Here is a 16,120-nt window from a genome sequence, read left to right on the forward strand (position 1 = left end):
GCAGCCCCGCCCGGGTTTGTGAAGTGGGCGACCTCAGGGCCAACGAAAAATGAGCATGTCCCCTCCCCGGGCCGGGCAGTGGACACTTGCACAATATGTCCACCGCTCCGGCCGGGGGAGGGGCATGCTCACTGAGGCTGGGCTACGGAACTAGCCCTTCAGGCATTTCCGGTACGCGGCCATTGCCGTGCCGTAGTTGGCCTGACCCACGAGGTCCGCGGGCCGCTTCGGTTTGACCGGCGCGGTGCACTGCGGCGGGACCGGCACGCTGGCCGCGACCAGCACGTCCGCCTTCACCACAGTGCCGGACTCGACGGCGGTGAGCACCAGGGTGCCCGTGCCCGCAACAGCGCCGGCCGGCACCAGCACGCTCACGGTGGCCGCGCCGGCGGAAACCGGCACCGTCCCGAGCGCGGTCACGGTGCCCGCGGCGTCGGCGAACTCGGCCCGCAGCGAGGTGTTGGCCGGGCTGCCGAGCGAGGTGAGGTCCAGCTTGGAGACCGCCAGGGTGATCGGCTCCCCGCTCTTGACCTCGGCCGCGGTGGTGTTCACCACGGCCACGGAACGGCGCGCGAAGTCCGGCGAGACGGGCGTGTGCGTCTGCAGGTACTTGATCCACGCGTCGCGGTCTACCAGCCCTGAGTCCTTGGTGCCGGTGCCGGACTTGAAGATGCGGAAGTTGTCGCCGCCGGTGGCCAGGAAGCTGAACGTGCCGATCCGGTAGGACTTCGCCGGATCGATCAGCGCACCGTTGACCCGGATCGCGGTGATCCGGTCACCCGCGGCGCGGGCTGCGTCGTAGGTGTAGTTGACGTTCTTGGACAGGCCCAGCTGCTGGTAGGCGCGGCTGGGGACCGTGCCGTCCGGGTTGGTCTGCCACTGCTGCTCCAGCAACGTCTTGAACTGCGCGCCCGTGAGCGTGGTGGTCCAAAGGTTGTTCACGAACGGCAAGACCGCGTTGGCCTCGGCGTAGGTGATGGTGCCGTCCGGGGCGTAGTAGAGCTCGTTGCGCAGGCCGCCCGGGTTGACGACGCCGATTTCTGCGGCGCCGAGCTCCGGTGCCTTGAGCGCGTCCACGAGCGAGTCCGCCACGAGGTTGCCCAGCGTGGATTCGCTCGCGCGGTCGTCACGCACGGCGGGGGTTCCGCCGAACGCCGTCGTGATGTCCGCGGTGACCTTGCCGACCGGCTGGTTGCCGATCACGGCGGCGTCGGCGACGGCCTTGTCCACGATGGCCTTGACCGCGGCCACCCGCGGGTACGCGGCGACCAGGTCGGCCGCCGGGTCCGTGGTGCGCTTGACGTTGGCCGCCTTGTAGCCGGTGACGGACATGGTCTTGGTGTCGATGGTGAGCTGGATCTGTCCGATGAACTCGCCGTAGTTGCCGGTCTGGACGATCGGACGGGTCTTGCCCGTGGGCTGCCCGGCAGAATCCAGCACGGGTGCGTCCCAGGCGTACTGCTTGTGGGTGTGGCCGTTGAAGATCGCGGCGACATCCGGGGTGACTTCCTGGACCATCTTGGCGAAGGGGCCGCCCGCGGCGACCTCCTGCTCCAGGGTGGCGCCCTCGGGAGTGCCGGAACCGGCGCCGTCGTGGTTCTCCACGATGATCACGTCGGCGAGCTTGCCCGCCTTGATCTTCGCGGCGACCCGGTTGATGGCATCGACGGGATCACCGAACTCAAGGTCCGCGATCCCGGCAGGGGTGACCAGGGACGGCACTTCCTGCGTGACTGTGCCGATCACGGCGACCTTGATCCCGTTCATGTCCAGAACGGTGTATTCGGGCAGCGCCGGCTCGGTGGTGCCCTTCTGGTAGACGTTGGCGCCGAGGTACGGGAACTTTGCGTTGCCGCCGCCGGCGATGACCCGGTCGCGCAGGTCGGCCCAGCCGCCGTCGAACTCGTGGTTGCCCACGGCCGAGGTGCGGAGGTCCAGGGCGTTAAGGACATCGATGGTCGGCTGGTCCTTGGCGACGGCCGAGGCAAACAGCGAGGCGCCGATGTTGTCGCCGGCGGAGAGGAACGCGGTGGCGCCGGGGGCCGCGGCGGCCCGGAGCTTCTCGATCGTTCCGGCGAACAGCACCGTGTTGGAATCGATGCGGCCATGGAAATCGTTGATGCCCAGGAAGTTCAGGTCAACGCTGGCCGGGGTGGTGGGCAGGTCCAGTCCGACGACGACCGGATCGTGGTCGCTGGCGCGGAACTGGTTCGGAGCGTAGTAGTCGGTGACGTTGTTGTTGTAGCGGCTGTATTCCAGCGCCACCGACTCCACCGAGTTGATGTTCCAGATGTCCGCGCCGGTGACGACGGCGTTGGCCGCCGGCGAGGCGAGGATGTGGTCCAGTGAGCCCACCAGGCCGCCGAAGAGGTAGGAGTGCTTGGCGCTGCCGTCGGCGTTCTTGGCCTTTTCGTCCTGGTTGACGTACCCGGCTGCCGTGAGGACGTTGATCGGGTCCTCCTTGGCGTAGGAGTTGAAGTCGCCGATCAGGAAGACCTTGTTCGTGCCCTTGGACTTCTGCAGCTCGTCGGAGAAGGCCAGCAGGGACTGCGCCTGGGCGGTGCGGGCGAGGTTCGAGGCGCCCTGGCCCTTGTCGGTGTCGTCCGGCGTTGCAGCCGAGCCCTTGGACTTGAAGTGGTTGGCGATCGCGATGAACTTCTTGTCATCGGCCGCGCCGACCGGCTTGAAGACCTGGGCCAGCGGCTTGCGGGCACTGGCGAAGGCAACTGTGTCGTTGTGGATGATGGATTCGCCCAGCGGCTCCGCCGCGGCCTTCTTGTAAATGAAGGCGGTGCGGATCATGTCCTCATCGGCCAGTGGGGGTGCGTTGGCGGGGGTGCGGACGTAGTCCCAGATGCCGGGGGTGGCGACGTTCAGGGCGTCGACCAGCTTGGCCAGGGCGTCGTCCCGGTTCTTGCCGAACTGGGCCGAGTTCTCGACCTCCATCAGGGTGACGACGTCGGCGCCGGACTTGGAGATGGCGGCAACAATCTTGTCCTGCTGGCGCTTGAGGTTTTCGGCGTTCGCGGCGCCGCGGACGTTGCAGCCGCCGCTGACGGTGATGGGGTTGCCCGCCCGGTCCGTGTAGAACTTGCAGCCGGCGACCTGGTCGCCGGTGGTGGGGAAGTAGTTGAGCACGTTGAACGAGGCAAGCTTGAGGTTGCCGCCCACCGCCGTCGGGGCCTCGGCGCGGGTGGCGCCGAAGCCGGCCGGCTGGACCGTGTCCGCGTTGGCGGCGGTCAGCTGGGTCAGCGGCTGGAACTTCCAGGCGCTGTTGGCGTAGCTGAGCACCACGTTGGTCTTGAACGTCACCGGCGCGCCCACCCGGACGTGATCCGCGGTGGTCAGGTACGGCAGCGTCAGTGCCTTGTTGGTGGCGTCCTTGAGGAAGTTGGTGCTGGCGCCGTCGTCGAGCTTGATGCCGCGGGCGGCGTTGGCCGCGACGGTGGCGGTGTATTCGGCGGAGCCGTAGGGGGCGACGGCGGTGGGCTGCTCCAGCGGGGTGGTGCCGCCGGCCAGGCCGATTTCGCCGTACTGGTTCAGCGAGTAGTTGTCCGCAACCGTGACCGGCCCCTGCGGCGTCAGCAGCATGGCCTCGAGGGATTCGCGGAACGCCTCGTCGGCCGGAAGGGCGAAGCCGGTGGCCTTGACCTCGGGGGCGGCGTCCGTCAGCTTAGTGACTCCGGCGGCGCCGGCGACGTTGAGCTGGGTCATGCCGTAGTACTCGGCAACGTCGCCGGTGACCTCGACGTAATCGCCGATCTGCACTCCGGCGACGGCGGACGGCGCGTAGACGAAGATGGCGTCCGACGCCGTGTGGTTGGCCGGGGCCAGATCGCCGCCGGTTCCGGGCGTCTGGATGTAGAAGCCTGCGAAGCCGCCTGTCGGGAAGGTCGCCGTGACCTTTCCGCGGGTGGTGACGGGGGTGCCGGCGAGCGGGCTGGCCGCGCCGGTGCCCTGGATTTCCGCGATGCTCTTGGCCGTCGGGGGAGTGACCGGTCCCGGATCGACCGGGGCGGTTTCACCGTTGGCCGCCTTGGGCGTGATGGCGCCGTTAAGCGTGAAGTCAGCGGCGTTGTTGTTGCTGTCCGCACCGCCGCTGCGGTTCATGCTCTTGACATCGGTGTTGCCCGACGGCGCCGTTGCCGCCTGGGTTTCGAAGGTGTTGGAGCTGCCGTAGCCGAGCAGATCGGCGACGTTCGTGGGTTCGACGACGGAGCCGGTGGCCAGCGTAGTCAGGGCGGTGGCCTGCTTGGCCAGGACGATCGTTCCGCCGGCGCCGGCCGGGTTGAAGCCGGTGGCGGTGACGTCCGCGGCGGGCAGATCAAGTCCGGCGGTGCCGTTGCTGCCACCCTTGAGCAGGTAGTACCCCTTGGCGGCGACGGTGCCGGACAGGGGCACCGTGGTGCTCGGGGCGGTGGTGCCCGTGGCGGAGCGGTACTGGATGGACCAACCGTCCAGCGCGACCGGGGCGTCCGAGGTGTTGTACAGCTCCACGAACTTGTTCTTGTAGGCCGCTCCGGCGCTGCCGCCGCTGAGGTAGGCCTCGTTGACGATGACTGGCGAAGTTCCGGCGGCTGCCGGTGAGACCTCCAGTGCGGCGGCGGGCAAAGCGGTCAGCGGCGCTGCGATGAGCCCCGCGGACAGTGCTGTGCCCAGCGCTGTTTTCCAAGGTGTGATTTTCATCCGCTCTAACTCTCATTAGGGTGCCCGGGTAAGGGCTGGGTGCGATGTCCGGGTAGGTGGCCCGCGGCCCGGCCGGTCTGCTCCTGGTCAAGCAGATCCCGGCACAGCAAAACAGGGGTGAATGAACACAGGGTGGATTGAGTGTGCATTCGGCGAGACGGCCCCCAGCGGAACGCCTCACAGCCGGCACGGAACCCCAACAAGGTGCCCCAGCGACGGTGTTGGTAGAGCTTTTTTGACTGCCCGGCCGTCCCCCTGGCCCGGGCACTCAAAAGAATACCGGCCAGTAGGCGCTTGGGAAGCGGCTGGCCGGTATTTCTTGTGGCAATTTTTCCAAAGGATTTAGTTGGCCCTGGCTCAGGCGTTAGGGGCGGCGGAAAGGCTCCGCCCGGAGCGCCGGTTCAGGCCTGGTTGAAGCGGACCATGTTGCCGGACGGGTCGCGGAAGGCGCAATCCCGCGGTCCCCACGGTTGCACGATGGGTTCCTGGAGGACTTCCGCGCCGGCGCCGCGGACAGCCTCGAAGGTGGCATCGAGATCGTCCGTGCGGAACACGATCACGGGCAGGACGCCCTTGGTGAGCAGTTGCTGGAGCGCGTCGCCGTCGTCCTTGGAACGGCCGGCGTGCGGGGGAGAGAGCACGATCTCCAGATCAGGCTGTGCGGCGCTGCCGAGGGTGACCCAGCGGTGGCCGTCCGAGCCGACGTCGTTGCGTACCTCCAGGCCCAGCACGTCGCGGTAGAAGGCGAGCGACTCGTCGACGTCGTTGACGGTGATTTGTGCGTACTGCAGTGAAATGTTCATGACTCACACGCTACGACGGCGGGAGCGGGGGCGCTTCTTCAATCCTGCTCGGCTTCCGCGACGGCCGCGTGTGCTGCCGGGCGACGCAGGACGGCATGGCCTTCACGGCACGGTGTTCCCGGTCGCGGTACGCGCTGGGGGCCATCCCGACGATCTCTGTGAACCGGGAACTGAAGGAGCCCAGCGAGGTGCAGCCGACTTCCATGCAGGCGTCGGTCACGCTGGCACCGGCTCGCAGCAGCGCCATGGCGCGTTCGATCCGCCGGGTCATGAGGTAGTTATAGGGCGTCTCGCCGTAGGCCGCCTTGAACTGGCGGGAAAAGTGCGCGGGGGACATGAGGGCGCCGGCGGCCATGGTGGGCACGTCGAGCGGCCGGGCGTAGTCGCGGTCAATCAGGTCCCGGGCCCGGCGCAGGTGGCCCAGGTTGGCCAGCTCCTGCGGTGTCATGCCGCCATCTTAGCGCTGGTCAGGACCCGTGCGGGATGCTTCGCCCGGCCGGCTATCTGCTCGGCCCCGGTCTTTCACCAGGCCAGAGATTTTGCCTGTCGCGACTTGATTGCCGAAATCTGGCCGCAGTTCGAGCACGTGATCCGGTAGGTCTTGGAGGTGGTGAAGATGGGGATGAAAAACAGCGTGAACTTGGTGGCGCGTTGCTGCAGGTGGTGGTGAACGAACTGGCCGCAGTGCTGGCAGGTGGCCAACCGTCCGGGCAGGTCGTTGAGGACAGTCTTAAGGCCGAAAAGGAGGAACATTGCGTGGCACCTTTCGAAAGAGGTTAGGCCGTGGGCGACAGGCGGGCTGCAAGGCCCGTCAGCAGGATGGTGATGCCTTCGTCCAGCTCGGCCATTCCGTCGTAATCGGCGAGGACCGGCGCCAGGGCCCGGAGTCGGGGAAATTCCTTCGGCGGCAGCCGGTGCAGGCCCAGGCGGAGAAGAGCCTCATTTTCCTCGGGATCCACGATGAATTCCTGCAGTTCATTGAGGATGTGGCCGTACAGGTAGCCGTAGTAGGCGCGATAGACGTGCAGGGCGTCGGCCGGCGCGAATCCGGCGTCGATCAGCAGCGCGAGAATCTGTTCCAGCGGACGCAGGGTCCCCAGCGGCCGGAGTCCCAAGGGCGTGGACAGGGGGCGTGTTACGAGCAACGGCACAACGTTCGGGTGCCGGAGCGCGAGCTCGCGCAGACAGTGCGCGATGCGCCGGAGCTGGGCCTGCCAGTCCGGGTCGTCGGGGACGATTTCGAGTTCGTTGAGGACTAGTTCGGAGACGCCGTCAAGCAGGGCGGCGCGGTTTTCGGCGTAGCGGTACAGGCTCATGGGGTCCCGGCCGAGTTCCTGCCCGAGCCGGCGCATGGTGAGCGCGTCCAGTCCTTCGGAGTCAACCAGCGTCAGGGCCGCGGACAGCACAAGCTCCCGGCTGAGGCGGCTCTTGGGAGCCGGGGCGGGCGCCGGCTTTTCTGCGGGGGACATGGAATCCGATCCTGTCGGGAGGGGCCAGTCCCACAACGGGGCCGTCCCTGGAAATTGATCAACAAGCTTGCTTACAGTGAAGTCTACGCCTATTGTCTACATTGTAGATACATCCTGGATCTTGCCGTACTGCGGCATCCGGACCCGCTTGGCGCCCCGTGCATGGCGTTCAAGTACCAGCTGCTGTAGCCCTCGGCGGCGCCCTGTGCACCCGGCGGAAACGAGCCACCATGGCAGATTCGCAATATGACCAGTTCCTTCAAGAAGCCACCACCTCCGACGCCGCATCCGGTTCCGTCCTCGGACGGGATTGCCTTTACGGGGTCTACACCAGCTGGTGTTTCCTGTCCCGGAGTGCGCCCCGGCCCGAAGATGCCTTCTGGGCGGCCATGAAGGAGAAAAAGATCCGTCCCGGGCATACGCCGCTGCGCATGAAGGGCCCGGCCGCCGCGGATTACATTCTCTCCAGCTTTCCCGGCCTGGTGTGAGTCGGATGGCCGCCACTTCGGGCACCTACCGGCCGGTCAGCGCCAACCAGCCCCGTGGCCGCCGTCCCTGGTGCGCTGACTGCCGCAGCGACCGGCACCTCCTCGCCGGTTCCGCTGCCGTTCTGGATGCCGGGGACGAAACCCTCGCCCTGGCTGTCACCTGCACGCGCTGCGGTCTTTCCAGGGTGCTGGCGACCACTGCAACATTTGCCGCCGCCATTGCCCGTCGGCGGAACAGGTAAGGCCGGTGGTGGCAATCTTTCGATCGCCGCCACCGGCCTCTGAACCGCGCAAAATCTGCGCTCCCGCGGAAGGTAAGAGATTCGAACTCTTGGTACGGGGTTACCGCACACTGGTTTTCAAGACCAGCTCCATCGGCCGCTCGGACAACCTTCCCTGAAGAGTAGTGTTTCATAGCCGGTAGGCAGCCACAAAAGTGGCGGCGCTCGCAGACGACGCCGGTTTGGCCACCTACTCTGGAAACGGGAGTTGCCCGCGCCGCGTGCGCGGACGCCCCGCCCGCACGAAATCAGTAAGGAATCGGGAGTTCTCCATGAAGGCTGTCTACATCTCAGAGCCCGGCGGTCCGGAGGTCCTGGAGGTCCACGAGGTCCCGGCACCCGTTCCCGGCCAGGGCGAGGTGCTGATCGATGTGGTTGCTGCCGGGCTCAACCGGGCGGACGTCCAGCAGCGCATGGGGTTCTATCCGCCGCCCCCGGGCGCCTCGGAAATTCCCGGACTCGAAGTCTCCGGGCGAATCGCGGGCTTCGGCCCCGGTGTCACCAAGCCCTTCTCCGTCGGGGACAAAGTCGTCGCGCTGCTGGCCGGCGGGGGCTACGCCGAGCAGGTGGCCGTTCCGGCCGGGCAGGTCCTGAGGATTCCCGACGGCGTGGACCTGGTCACCGCCGCGTCGCTGCCGGAAGTCGCGGCCACGGTCTATTCGAACCTTGTCATGACGGCCCAGCTGCAGGCCGGGGAAACGGTGCTCATCCACGGGGCCACCGGCGGCATCGGCACCATGGCCATCCAGCTGGCGAAGGCCCTCGGCGCTCGGGTGGCGACCACCGCGGGCACCGCGGAGAAAGTCGGCACCGCGAAAGCCTTCCTCGGTGCCGACATTGCCATCAATTACGCCGAGGAGCACTTCCCCGAGAGCCTCCGTGCCCAGAACGGCGGGAAGGGCGCCGACGTCATTCTCGACGTCGTGGGCGCCAAGTACCTCGGACAGAACGTGGACGCCCTGGCGGAATATGGCCGGCTCGTCGTCATCGGGCTGCAGGGCGGCACGAAGGGCGAACTGGACCTCGGACAGCTGCTGCGGAAACGGGCGGCCATCATCGCCACCTCGCTCCGTCCCCGCCCGGTGGAGGAAAAGACGGTCATCATGAACGCGGTCCGCGACGCCGTGTGGCCGCTGCTCGCCGACGGCCGGATCCGGCCGCTCGTGGCGAAGACCTTTCCCCTCGACCAGGTCCAGGCAGCCCACCGGTACTTCGACTCCGGTGAGCACGTGGGCAAGGTCCTGCTCGTCACCTAGCCCCCTGTGACGGACAGCATACGCGGATTGGCATATGCGAAGTGGCTGTCCCGGGTAAACGACGATAATGTAATTCCATACGCGGTATACACGCGTCTTGGGGCGCGTGTATGCTGTCGTCCTGCTACCGTCGGGGGCACCATGTCTATCCGCCACAGCCTTCTCGCGCTGCTGCAGGACCGGCCGCGCTACGGGTATCAGCTCAGGACCGAGTTCGAGGATCGCACCGGCTCCTCCTGGCCCCTCAACATCGGGCAGGTTTACACCACCCTCGACCGCCTCGAACGTGATGGACTCGTTCAAAAAGACGGCGCAGACGGTGAAGGCCACATCGTCTACAGCATTACCCCGGCTGGCCTCGCCGAGGTCCGGGACTGGTTCCACGCTCCCGTGGGCCGTTCCAATCCGCCGCGCAACGAACTGGCCATCAAGCTCGCCCTCGCGCTGACGCTGCCCGCCGTCGACGTCGGCGGACTCATCCAGGCACAGCGCGCCGTCTCCATCCGGGCGCTGCAGGAGTACACCAAGTCCCGGCGCGAGGCCGTGGCGCATCCTCGCCCCGCGGACACGGCCAGGCTGCTGGTCCTCGACTCGCTGATCTTCCAGACCGAGGCGGAGGTCCGCTGGCTGGACCTCTGCGAAGCCCGCCTCATGCAGCTGGCCGGGCCGGCCTGACAAGCACCCCCGTTGTGACGCCGTTAACCGCGGACTCTGCACCGCTTGGCGAGCCGCCGGGCGTCCCTGCCCCGGGTCCATGTCCATTCGGATGCCGCGTTGATAGGGTGCCATGGGGCAGATCTGACTGCTGATCTGTCAGATGGGGTTTCTCAAGGAGGAGACATGGGCACAATGCCAGATGGCGGGCCAAACACCGCACGAGTCGACGACGGCATCACGCCGGTTCCGGGCCTTCCGGCCACGGCCGTCGACGAATCCGTCCGCGAAGCGGAAGAGCGCAAATGGACACCGGCGAAAATCGCGCTCTGGGCGGCGATCGCACTGCTGGGCGGCGTCGCCTGGTTCATGCTCGCGATCGTCCGCGGTGAGACGGTCAACGCGATCTGGTTCGTGTTCGCCTCGGTCTGCACATACCTGATCGGCTACCGCTTCTATTCCAAGGTCATCGAGCGGTACATCACCAAGCCGAACGACCGCCGCGCCACCCCTGCCGAATACAAGGCGGACGGCAAGGACTACGTCCGGACCGACCGCAACGTGCTGTTCGGCCACCACTTCGCCGCCATCGCAGGCGCCGGCCCGCTCGTCGGCCCGGTCATCGCGGCCCAGATGGGCTACCTGCCCGGCACCATCTGGATCATCATCGGCGTCGTCCTCGCCGGCGCCGTCCAGGACTACCTGGTGCTCTTCTTCTCCATGCGCCGCGGCGGACGGTCGCTCGGCCAGATGGCGCGCGAGGAACTCGGCGTAATCGGCGGCACCGCCGCCCTCGTCGCCACCCTGCTGATCATGGTGATCATCGTGGCCATCCTGGCCCTCGTCGTCGTCAACGCCCTCGGCGAAAGCCCATGGGGTGTGTTCTCCGTCGGCATGACGATCCCGATCGCCCTCTTCATGGGCGTCTACCTGCGCTACCTCCGCCCCGGCAAGGTCATGGAAGTCTCGCTCATCGGCTTCGTGCTGCTGATGGCCGCCATCATCGGCGGCGGCGCCGTGGCCGGCACCGAGTGGGGTGCCGCGTTCTTCCACCTGGACAAGGTCACCATCGCCTGGGGCCTGATCATCTACGGCTTCATCGCCGCGATCCTGCCCGTGTGGCTGCTGCTGGCACCGCGCGACTACCTCTCCACATTCATGAAGATCGGCGTGATCGTGATGCTGGCCCTGGCCATCATCGTGGTGCGGCCCGAAATCACGGTCCCGGCGTTCAGTGAGTTCGCCTCGCGCGACAACGGCCCGGTCTTCTCCGGGGCCGTGTTCCCGTTCCTGTTCGTGACCATCGCCTGCGGCGCCCTCTCCGGCTTCCACGCCCTGATTTCCTCCGGCACGACGCCGAAGCTCATCGAAAAGGAACGCCAGACCCGCCTGATCGGCTACGGCGGCATGCTGATGGAATCCTTCGTCGCCATCATGGCGCTCGTGGCGGCGATCTCGATCGACCGCGGTATCTACTTCGCCATGAACGCCCCGGTCGCCCTGACCGGCGGCACCGTCGAATCGGCCGCGCAGTGGGTCAACAGCCTGGGCCTGGCCGGAGTCAACATGACCCCGGATGTACTCGCCCAGACCGCCAAGGACGTCGGCGAGCAAAGCATCATCTCCCGCTCCGGCGGCGCTCCCACGCTCGCCGTGGGCCTGGCGCACATCATGCAGCAGTTCATCGGCGGCACCGCGATGATGGCCTTCTGGTACCACTTCGCCATCATGTTCGAGGCGCTCTTCATCCTCACGGCGGTCGACGCCGGCACCCGCGTCGCGCGGTTCATGCTGCAGGACTCGATCGGCAACTTCGTGCCGAAGTTCAAGGACCACTCCTGGCGGCCGGGGGCCTGGCTCGCCACTGCGGTGATGGTCGCCGCGTGGGGCCTGGTGCTGCTGATGGGCGTCACCGACCCGCTGGGCGGCATCAACACGCTGTTCCCGCTGTTCGGCATCGCCAACCAGCTGCTGGCGGCCATTGCCCTGTCGGTGGTGCTCGCCATCGTTGCCAAGCGCGGCACCTTCAAGTACCTCTGGATCGTGGCGCTGCCGCTGGCCTTCGCGTCCGTCGTCACCATCACCGCGAGCTTCTACAAGATTTTCTCGCCGGTCCCCGCCGTCGGGTACTTCGCCAACAATGCGGCGTTCGCCAAGGCACTGGCCGACGGAAAGACCTCCTTCGGCACGGCCAAGACGCAGGCCGCCATGGAAGCCGTCGTCCGCAACACGATGATCCAGGGCTGGCTTTCGATCATCTTCGTGGTGCTGAGCATCATCGTCATCATCACGGCCCTGATCGCGACGGCAAAGGCCTTCCGCAATGCCTCCGCCGGCATCGCCAACGTCGAATACGAGGACCCGGCCCAGCCGTCCCGCGTGTTCGCGCCGGCCGGGCTGTTCCCGACCGCGGCCGAGCGGGAGCTGGACGCGGAGTGGAAGAAGCTGCCCGCAGACCAGCGGCTCGAACACGCCGCACGGCACTGACGGTTGCTGCCATGAATGCATTCGTAGCGGGATTCCGGGGCTTTGCTGAGTACTTCAGCGGTGTCCTCGGTGCCGATGCCTACAAGAAGTACCTGGAGCACCATGAGGCCTCCGGCCACGACGGTCCGCCGATGTGTGAACGGGACTTCTGGCGCGACCACACGGACCGCCAGGACAGCAATCCGCAAGGCCGTTGCTGCTGACACCGCTGTCGCAATCCGGAAGGCGCCGTCGGGAACACCCGTTCCCGACGAGAGTATGAAGCCATGAGCGATCCGATCGACACTCAGTCCGGCGACGACACTCCGGTGGAGGGCATCACCACGTCCGCCCCGCCGCAGGACGCACCCGACACCGAAGCGGCGGCCACGGGCCCGGCCCAGGGCCCCTCGGATTCCCGCGGGCCGGGCGTGCGCAACCGGGCCAGCCACCTGCAGGACCTGGTGGACGAACCCGCCAAGGTCATGCGGATCGGCACCATGTTGAAGCAGCTGCTCGACGAGGTGAAGTCCGCCCCGCTGGACGACGCGGCTCGGATCCGGCTGGCAGAAATCCACGAACGCTCGATCAAGGAACTGGAAGACGGGCTCGCGCCCGAGCTGGTGCAGGAACTCGAGCGGATCCATCTGCCGTTCCCCGAGGACGGCACCCCTTCCGACGCGGAATTGCGCATCGCCCAGGCCCAGCTGGTCGGTTGGCTGGAGGGACTCTTCCACGGCATCCAGACCGCGATCGCGGCCCAGCATGCCGCCCGGGAGCACGCGGCCGCGCAGCTGCAACTCCGCCAGCTGCCGCCCGGCACCATGATCGCGCCCGGCGTCATCATTGGGGAAAACGGCGAACCGCAACGCGCCGCCGAGCCCCAGCCCGGCGCGGATCCCACGCAGCCGGTCCGACCCGCCGACCCGGACCACGGTCCCGGCCAGTACCTCTAGGCCACCGTTGGGTTTCTTTAGCGCGGCACGGCAGGGACGCAAGGACGACGCCGAACTCGGCAAGGGCCTGTGGCGGCGCGCCCACGACCGGTTTGTCCGGGGACTGGACCGTTACCACCAGGTCCTCGAAGGCGTCGAGGATGAGGCCCTCTACGCGGAGCTGGTCGAGATCGCCAACGAACTGTCCGCCCTGGCCGGGCGGGTCCGGCAGATCTGCGTGGAGGCTCAACGCCGCTCGCCCAGCGACGGCCTCGACATCCCTGGAGCCCTGGCCGGCGTGCACCGTTCCCTGTCCACGGCCGGCAACTCGCTGGCCATGACCGCGGAAGCAGCGGCGATGCTGCGCCTCGCCGTCGGGCCGGTCCCGGTCGGTGCGGCGTCCGTGCGCCGCCGCGCGGAGTCCGTCGTGGAACACATCGACGACGCCGAACGGCGGCTCGCGGACGCAGCAACGCAAGGCTGATGTTGCGCCCACATCGCGGCGGGTGACCGGGTCGAAACACCGGGTGCTAAGGATATTCCGGGTTAAGCGCCTAGCTTAGCGGCGTCAAAACACTGGCCTGAGGGGCAGCCGCTTGGCAGGATGGACGAATGACTTCTTCACCCGAACTGACATTCAATGACGGCAACACCATCCCGCAGCTCGGCTACGGCGTGTGGCAAGTTGAGGACGACATCGCCGAGAAGGTCGTCGTCCAGGCGTTCGAGGCCGGCTACCGGCACATCGACACCGCCAAGATCTACGGAAATGAAGCCGGGGTAGGCCGCGCGATCCAGCGTTCGGGCCTGAAGCCGGAGGAAATCTTCATCACCACCAAGCTGTGGAACGCGGACCAGGGCTACGAGTCCACCCTGAAGGCGTTCGAGGAATCCATGGAACGCCTTGGCCTCGAGACCCTGGACCTCTACCTCATCCACTGGATGCAGCCCAAGCAGGACAAGTACGTTGACACCTGGAAGGCCCTCATCGAGCTGCAGAAGCAGGGCCGCGTGAAGACCATCGGCGTCTCCAACTTCACCAAGGAGGGGCTGCAGCGCCTGATCGACGAAACCGGCGTGGTTCCGGCGATCCACCAGATCGAGCTGCACCCGTTCTTCAACCAGGCGGAGCTGCGTGAATTCAACGCATCCAACGGCATTCTCACCGAGGCATGGTCGCCGCTGGGCCAGGGCGGCGAGCTGCTGGAAAGCCCGGTCATCGCCCAGATCGCGGCCAAGCACAACGCCACGCCGGCGCAGGTGGTCATCGCCTGGCACCTCGCGATCGGCAACGTCGTGATCCCCAAGTCCGTCACCGAATCGCGGATCCGCGAGAACTACGCGGCCCTGGACGTCACCCTCGACGAGACGGACGTGCAGGCCATCAACGGTCTGGACCGCTCCGCAGAGGGCGCCGGCCGCATCGGTGCAGACCCGGCGGTCTCAGACTTCGCCTAGCCATCCCGGTGAATTAGGGGTTCCTCCCAGGAGGTAAGAAGTGAGCGGTCCAGGGCTATTGGCCCTGGACCGCTCTTTTCGTCGGTCTTCTTTGCATCGGCTACAGGTGGTCTTCGCGCAGTCAGGCGCCGGGACTGCAGGGGGCGACGTCGAAGGCCCCGTCCGGAGCGTCGGCGAAGGCGCGGATCTTTGCGATAAGTGCCCGCGTGGCGGAATCCTTTTCAAGCTGGGCGTAGACCGGGGCCGCCGCAGCTTCGAATGCTGCGATCTGCTCGTCCGTGGCTGCGACGATCGTGCCGCCGCTTCGGCAGTAGGCTGCCGCCTCGTCGGCGGTGTGGACCATGGAGCTCGTTACTGCTTCCCGGGTCTTCGCGGCCGCCTCCATCAGGATCCGCCGGTCGTCTGCGGCCAGGTGCGAATAGGTCTTGGTGTTAATGGCCAGCGAGTTGACCTTTACGTACAACGGCAGATTCCCCGTGGTTGTGCTGGGCCGGGGAAAGGTTCCGGCCCGGGTGAAGGATGACTCGGCGGCCTTAACCGTGCCTTTGTTCAGCGCGTCGGCGAACAGTTCCCCCGCCAGTGACTGCGGGCTGGCCCCCAAGGCCTTCAGGGTCGCGTATCCCGTGCTGGAGCCGGGGGCGCGGACAACTTTTCCGGCCAGGTCCGCCGGTGCCGTTACGGGTCCGTCGAAGGAAAAGAGCATCCGCGGCCGGTCGGGCAGCAGGGCGAGCCCGGTGAGTCCGATCGGCCTCAGCCCTGCCATCATGCCGCCGGCGATCTCCGGCGCGACGATCTTCGCCACCACCTGATCCGAGGCCCGGAGGAAAGGTGCCGAGAGTGCCGTGAAGGACAGGACACCCTCCGACTCCCAAGTCCGGGTGGGGACCAGCGCCATGTCGAAGTCGCCGCCTTCGGTGGATTGGGCCACGGCCTGGTCCCATGCGCCTGCTTCGTCGGCGGCCGCCCTGAGCACGAGTTCGATCCGGATCGACCCGCCGGAGAGTTCCTTCACCTGGCTGGCGAATTCCCGGACTTGCGCTGCGGAATGACCGTCGGGACCGCCAGCGGTGGCCAGGGTCAGGACCATCGCGTCAGCGGACTGCTGATCAGCCTGGGCAAGTCCGCTGGCCCCGCATCCGGCCGCCGCCAGGACAAGGGCTGCCGCCGCCATGATCGCCGCACCACGCATCCGTGCTTGCATGCTGGCCTCTTTCCGGGTCCAAGGCGAAGCTCCCAACGTAGCTGACACCAGAAGAGGAAGCCTCCACTCCGAAAGTTACTCCTTCGGGACGTCCGCCAACAGGCCATCCGGACGGACTTCCGGGCTCCCTGACGAGCCAGGACCTTCGCACGAGGTCCGAGGTTGCCCTCCCGTCTACGCTGCGGCCCGGCCCTGACGCGGCAGCACGGCGTCGATGACCGCCCAGCCGTGTTCGTCCTGGATGCGCCGGCTGGCAAAGCGCTCGGCCGCAGCGGCGTCGTCGAACGCTTCGGTGCGGATCCGGCCGCACTCGGTGTCCAGGTAGGTGACTTCCCAATGCTCTGCCGCGGACGGGGCTGCTGCCTGCCGGGCTGCCGTGAACTCCTGATGTTGGAAATCCTGATGCTGTTCCATGAATTAAGT

Annotated in this window: 16 protein-coding genes and 1 tRNA gene; 9 read left to right on the forward strand and 8 right to left on the reverse strand. The window is 67.0% G+C overall.

Features of this window, described 5'->3' with window-relative positions:
• Positions 1-150 precede the first annotated feature (150 nt).
• The 5 genes from AC1DGE_RS14935 to AC1DGE_RS14955 form a co-directional block, all read right to left on the reverse strand.
• Entirely contained in the window at positions 151-4,686 is a 4,536-nt protein-coding gene (locus tag AC1DGE_RS14935) for an ExeM/NucH family extracellular endonuclease (RefSeq protein ID WP_476917704.1), read from the reverse strand.
• Between the two features lie 401 nt (positions 4,687-5,087).
• Entirely contained in the window at positions 5,088-5,489 is a 402-nt protein-coding gene (locus AC1DGE_RS14940) for a VOC family protein (RefSeq protein ID WP_441419020.1), read from the reverse strand.
• 10 nt (positions 5,490-5,499) lie between these two features.
• Positions 5,500-5,937 carry a helix-turn-helix transcriptional regulator gene (locus tag AC1DGE_RS14945; protein WP_441419021.1) on the reverse strand — a complete coding sequence of 146 codons (438 nt, stop codon included), beginning with the start codon at positions 5,935-5,937 and terminating at the stop codon, positions 5,500-5,502.
• 74 nt (positions 5,938-6,011) lie between these two features.
• Positions 6,012-6,242 carry a zinc-ribbon domain-containing protein gene (locus tag AC1DGE_RS14950; RefSeq protein ID WP_441419022.1) on the reverse strand — a complete coding sequence of 77 codons (231 nt, stop codon included), beginning with the start codon at positions 6,240-6,242 and terminating at the stop codon, positions 6,012-6,014.
• Positions 6,243-6,265: 23 nt separating this feature from the next.
• Positions 6,266-6,958 carry a TetR/AcrR family transcriptional regulator C-terminal domain-containing protein gene (locus AC1DGE_RS14955; RefSeq protein WP_441419023.1) on the reverse strand — a complete coding sequence of 231 codons (693 nt, stop codon included), beginning with the start codon at positions 6,956-6,958 and terminating at the stop codon, positions 6,266-6,268.
• 230 nt (positions 6,959-7,188) lie between these two features.
• On the opposite strand from AC1DGE_RS14955, the gene AC1DGE_RS14960 reads away from it, so the two are divergent.
• Positions 7,189-7,446: a hypothetical protein gene (locus AC1DGE_RS14960; RefSeq protein ID WP_441419024.1), complete on the forward strand. Its 258-nt coding sequence runs from the start codon at positions 7,189-7,191 to the stop codon at positions 7,444-7,446.
• A gap of 5 nt (positions 7,447-7,451) precedes the next feature.
• On the forward strand, positions 7,452-7,688 hold the full coding sequence (locus AC1DGE_RS14965) for a hypothetical protein (RefSeq protein WP_441419025.1): 237 nt from the start codon (positions 7,452-7,454) through the stop codon (positions 7,686-7,688).
• 66 nt (positions 7,689-7,754) lie between these two features.
• On the opposite strand, the gene AC1DGE_RS14970 is transcribed toward AC1DGE_RS14965, so the two are convergent.
• Positions 7,755-7,842: transfer RNA gene (locus AC1DGE_RS14970), tRNA-Ser, on the reverse strand.
• 157 nt (positions 7,843-7,999) lie between these two features.
• On the opposite strand from AC1DGE_RS14970, the gene AC1DGE_RS14975 reads away from it, so the two are divergent.
• The 7 genes from AC1DGE_RS14975 to AC1DGE_RS15005 all read left to right on the forward strand — a co-directional run bounded on the left by AC1DGE_RS14975 (position 8,000) and on the right by AC1DGE_RS15005 (position 14,496).
• Complete coding sequence (locus tag AC1DGE_RS14975) at positions 8,000-8,983, forward strand: NAD(P)H-quinone oxidoreductase (RefSeq protein ID WP_441419026.1); 984 nt, start codon at positions 8,000-8,002, stop codon at positions 8,981-8,983.
• Between the two features lie 141 nt (positions 8,984-9,124).
• The gene (locus AC1DGE_RS14980; RefSeq protein WP_476892805.1) at positions 9,125-9,658 is read left to right on the forward strand and encodes a PadR family transcriptional regulator; all 534 of its coding nucleotides are present in this window, start codon (positions 9,125-9,127) and stop codon (positions 9,656-9,658) included.
• Between the two features lie 174 nt (positions 9,659-9,832).
• Complete coding sequence (locus tag AC1DGE_RS14985; RefSeq protein WP_476893029.1) at positions 9,833-12,124, forward strand: carbon starvation CstA family protein; 2,292 nt, start codon at positions 9,833-9,835, stop codon at positions 12,122-12,124.
• 11 nt (positions 12,125-12,135) lie between these two features.
• Positions 12,136-12,327: a YbdD/YjiX family protein gene (locus AC1DGE_RS14990; protein ID WP_476917705.1), complete on the forward strand. Its 192-nt coding sequence runs from the start codon at positions 12,136-12,138 to the stop codon at positions 12,325-12,327.
• Between the two features lie 63 nt (positions 12,328-12,390).
• Positions 12,391-13,059 carry a bacterial proteasome activator family protein gene (locus AC1DGE_RS14995; RefSeq protein ID WP_441419028.1) on the forward strand — a complete coding sequence of 223 codons (669 nt, stop codon included), beginning with the start codon at positions 12,391-12,393 and terminating at the stop codon, positions 13,057-13,059.
• Between the two features lie 7 nt (positions 13,060-13,066).
• Positions 13,067-13,522 carry a hypothetical protein gene (locus tag AC1DGE_RS15000; protein ID WP_441419029.1) on the forward strand — a complete coding sequence of 152 codons (456 nt, stop codon included), beginning with the start codon at positions 13,067-13,069 and terminating at the stop codon, positions 13,520-13,522.
• 128 nt (positions 13,523-13,650) lie between these two features.
• Positions 13,651-14,496 carry an aldo/keto reductase gene (locus AC1DGE_RS15005; RefSeq protein WP_476917706.1) on the forward strand — a complete coding sequence of 282 codons (846 nt, stop codon included), beginning with the start codon at positions 13,651-13,653 and terminating at the stop codon, positions 14,494-14,496.
• A gap of 121 nt (positions 14,497-14,617) precedes the next feature.
• On the opposite strand, the gene AC1DGE_RS15010 is transcribed toward AC1DGE_RS15005, so the two are convergent.
• Positions 14,618-15,697, reverse strand: a complete 1,080-nt coding sequence (locus AC1DGE_RS15010; RefSeq protein WP_476917707.1) for a TRAP transporter substrate-binding protein — start codon at positions 15,695-15,697, stop codon at positions 14,618-14,620.
• A gap of 174 nt (positions 15,698-15,871) precedes the next feature.
• On the reverse strand, positions 15,872-16,111 hold the full coding sequence (locus tag AC1DGE_RS15015; RefSeq protein WP_441419032.1) for a hypothetical protein: 240 nt from the start codon (positions 16,109-16,111) through the stop codon (positions 15,872-15,874).
• Positions 16,112-16,120 lie beyond the last annotated feature (9 nt).

The sequence above is a fragment of the Arthrobacter sp. 05N425 genome, from assembly GCF_056397125.1.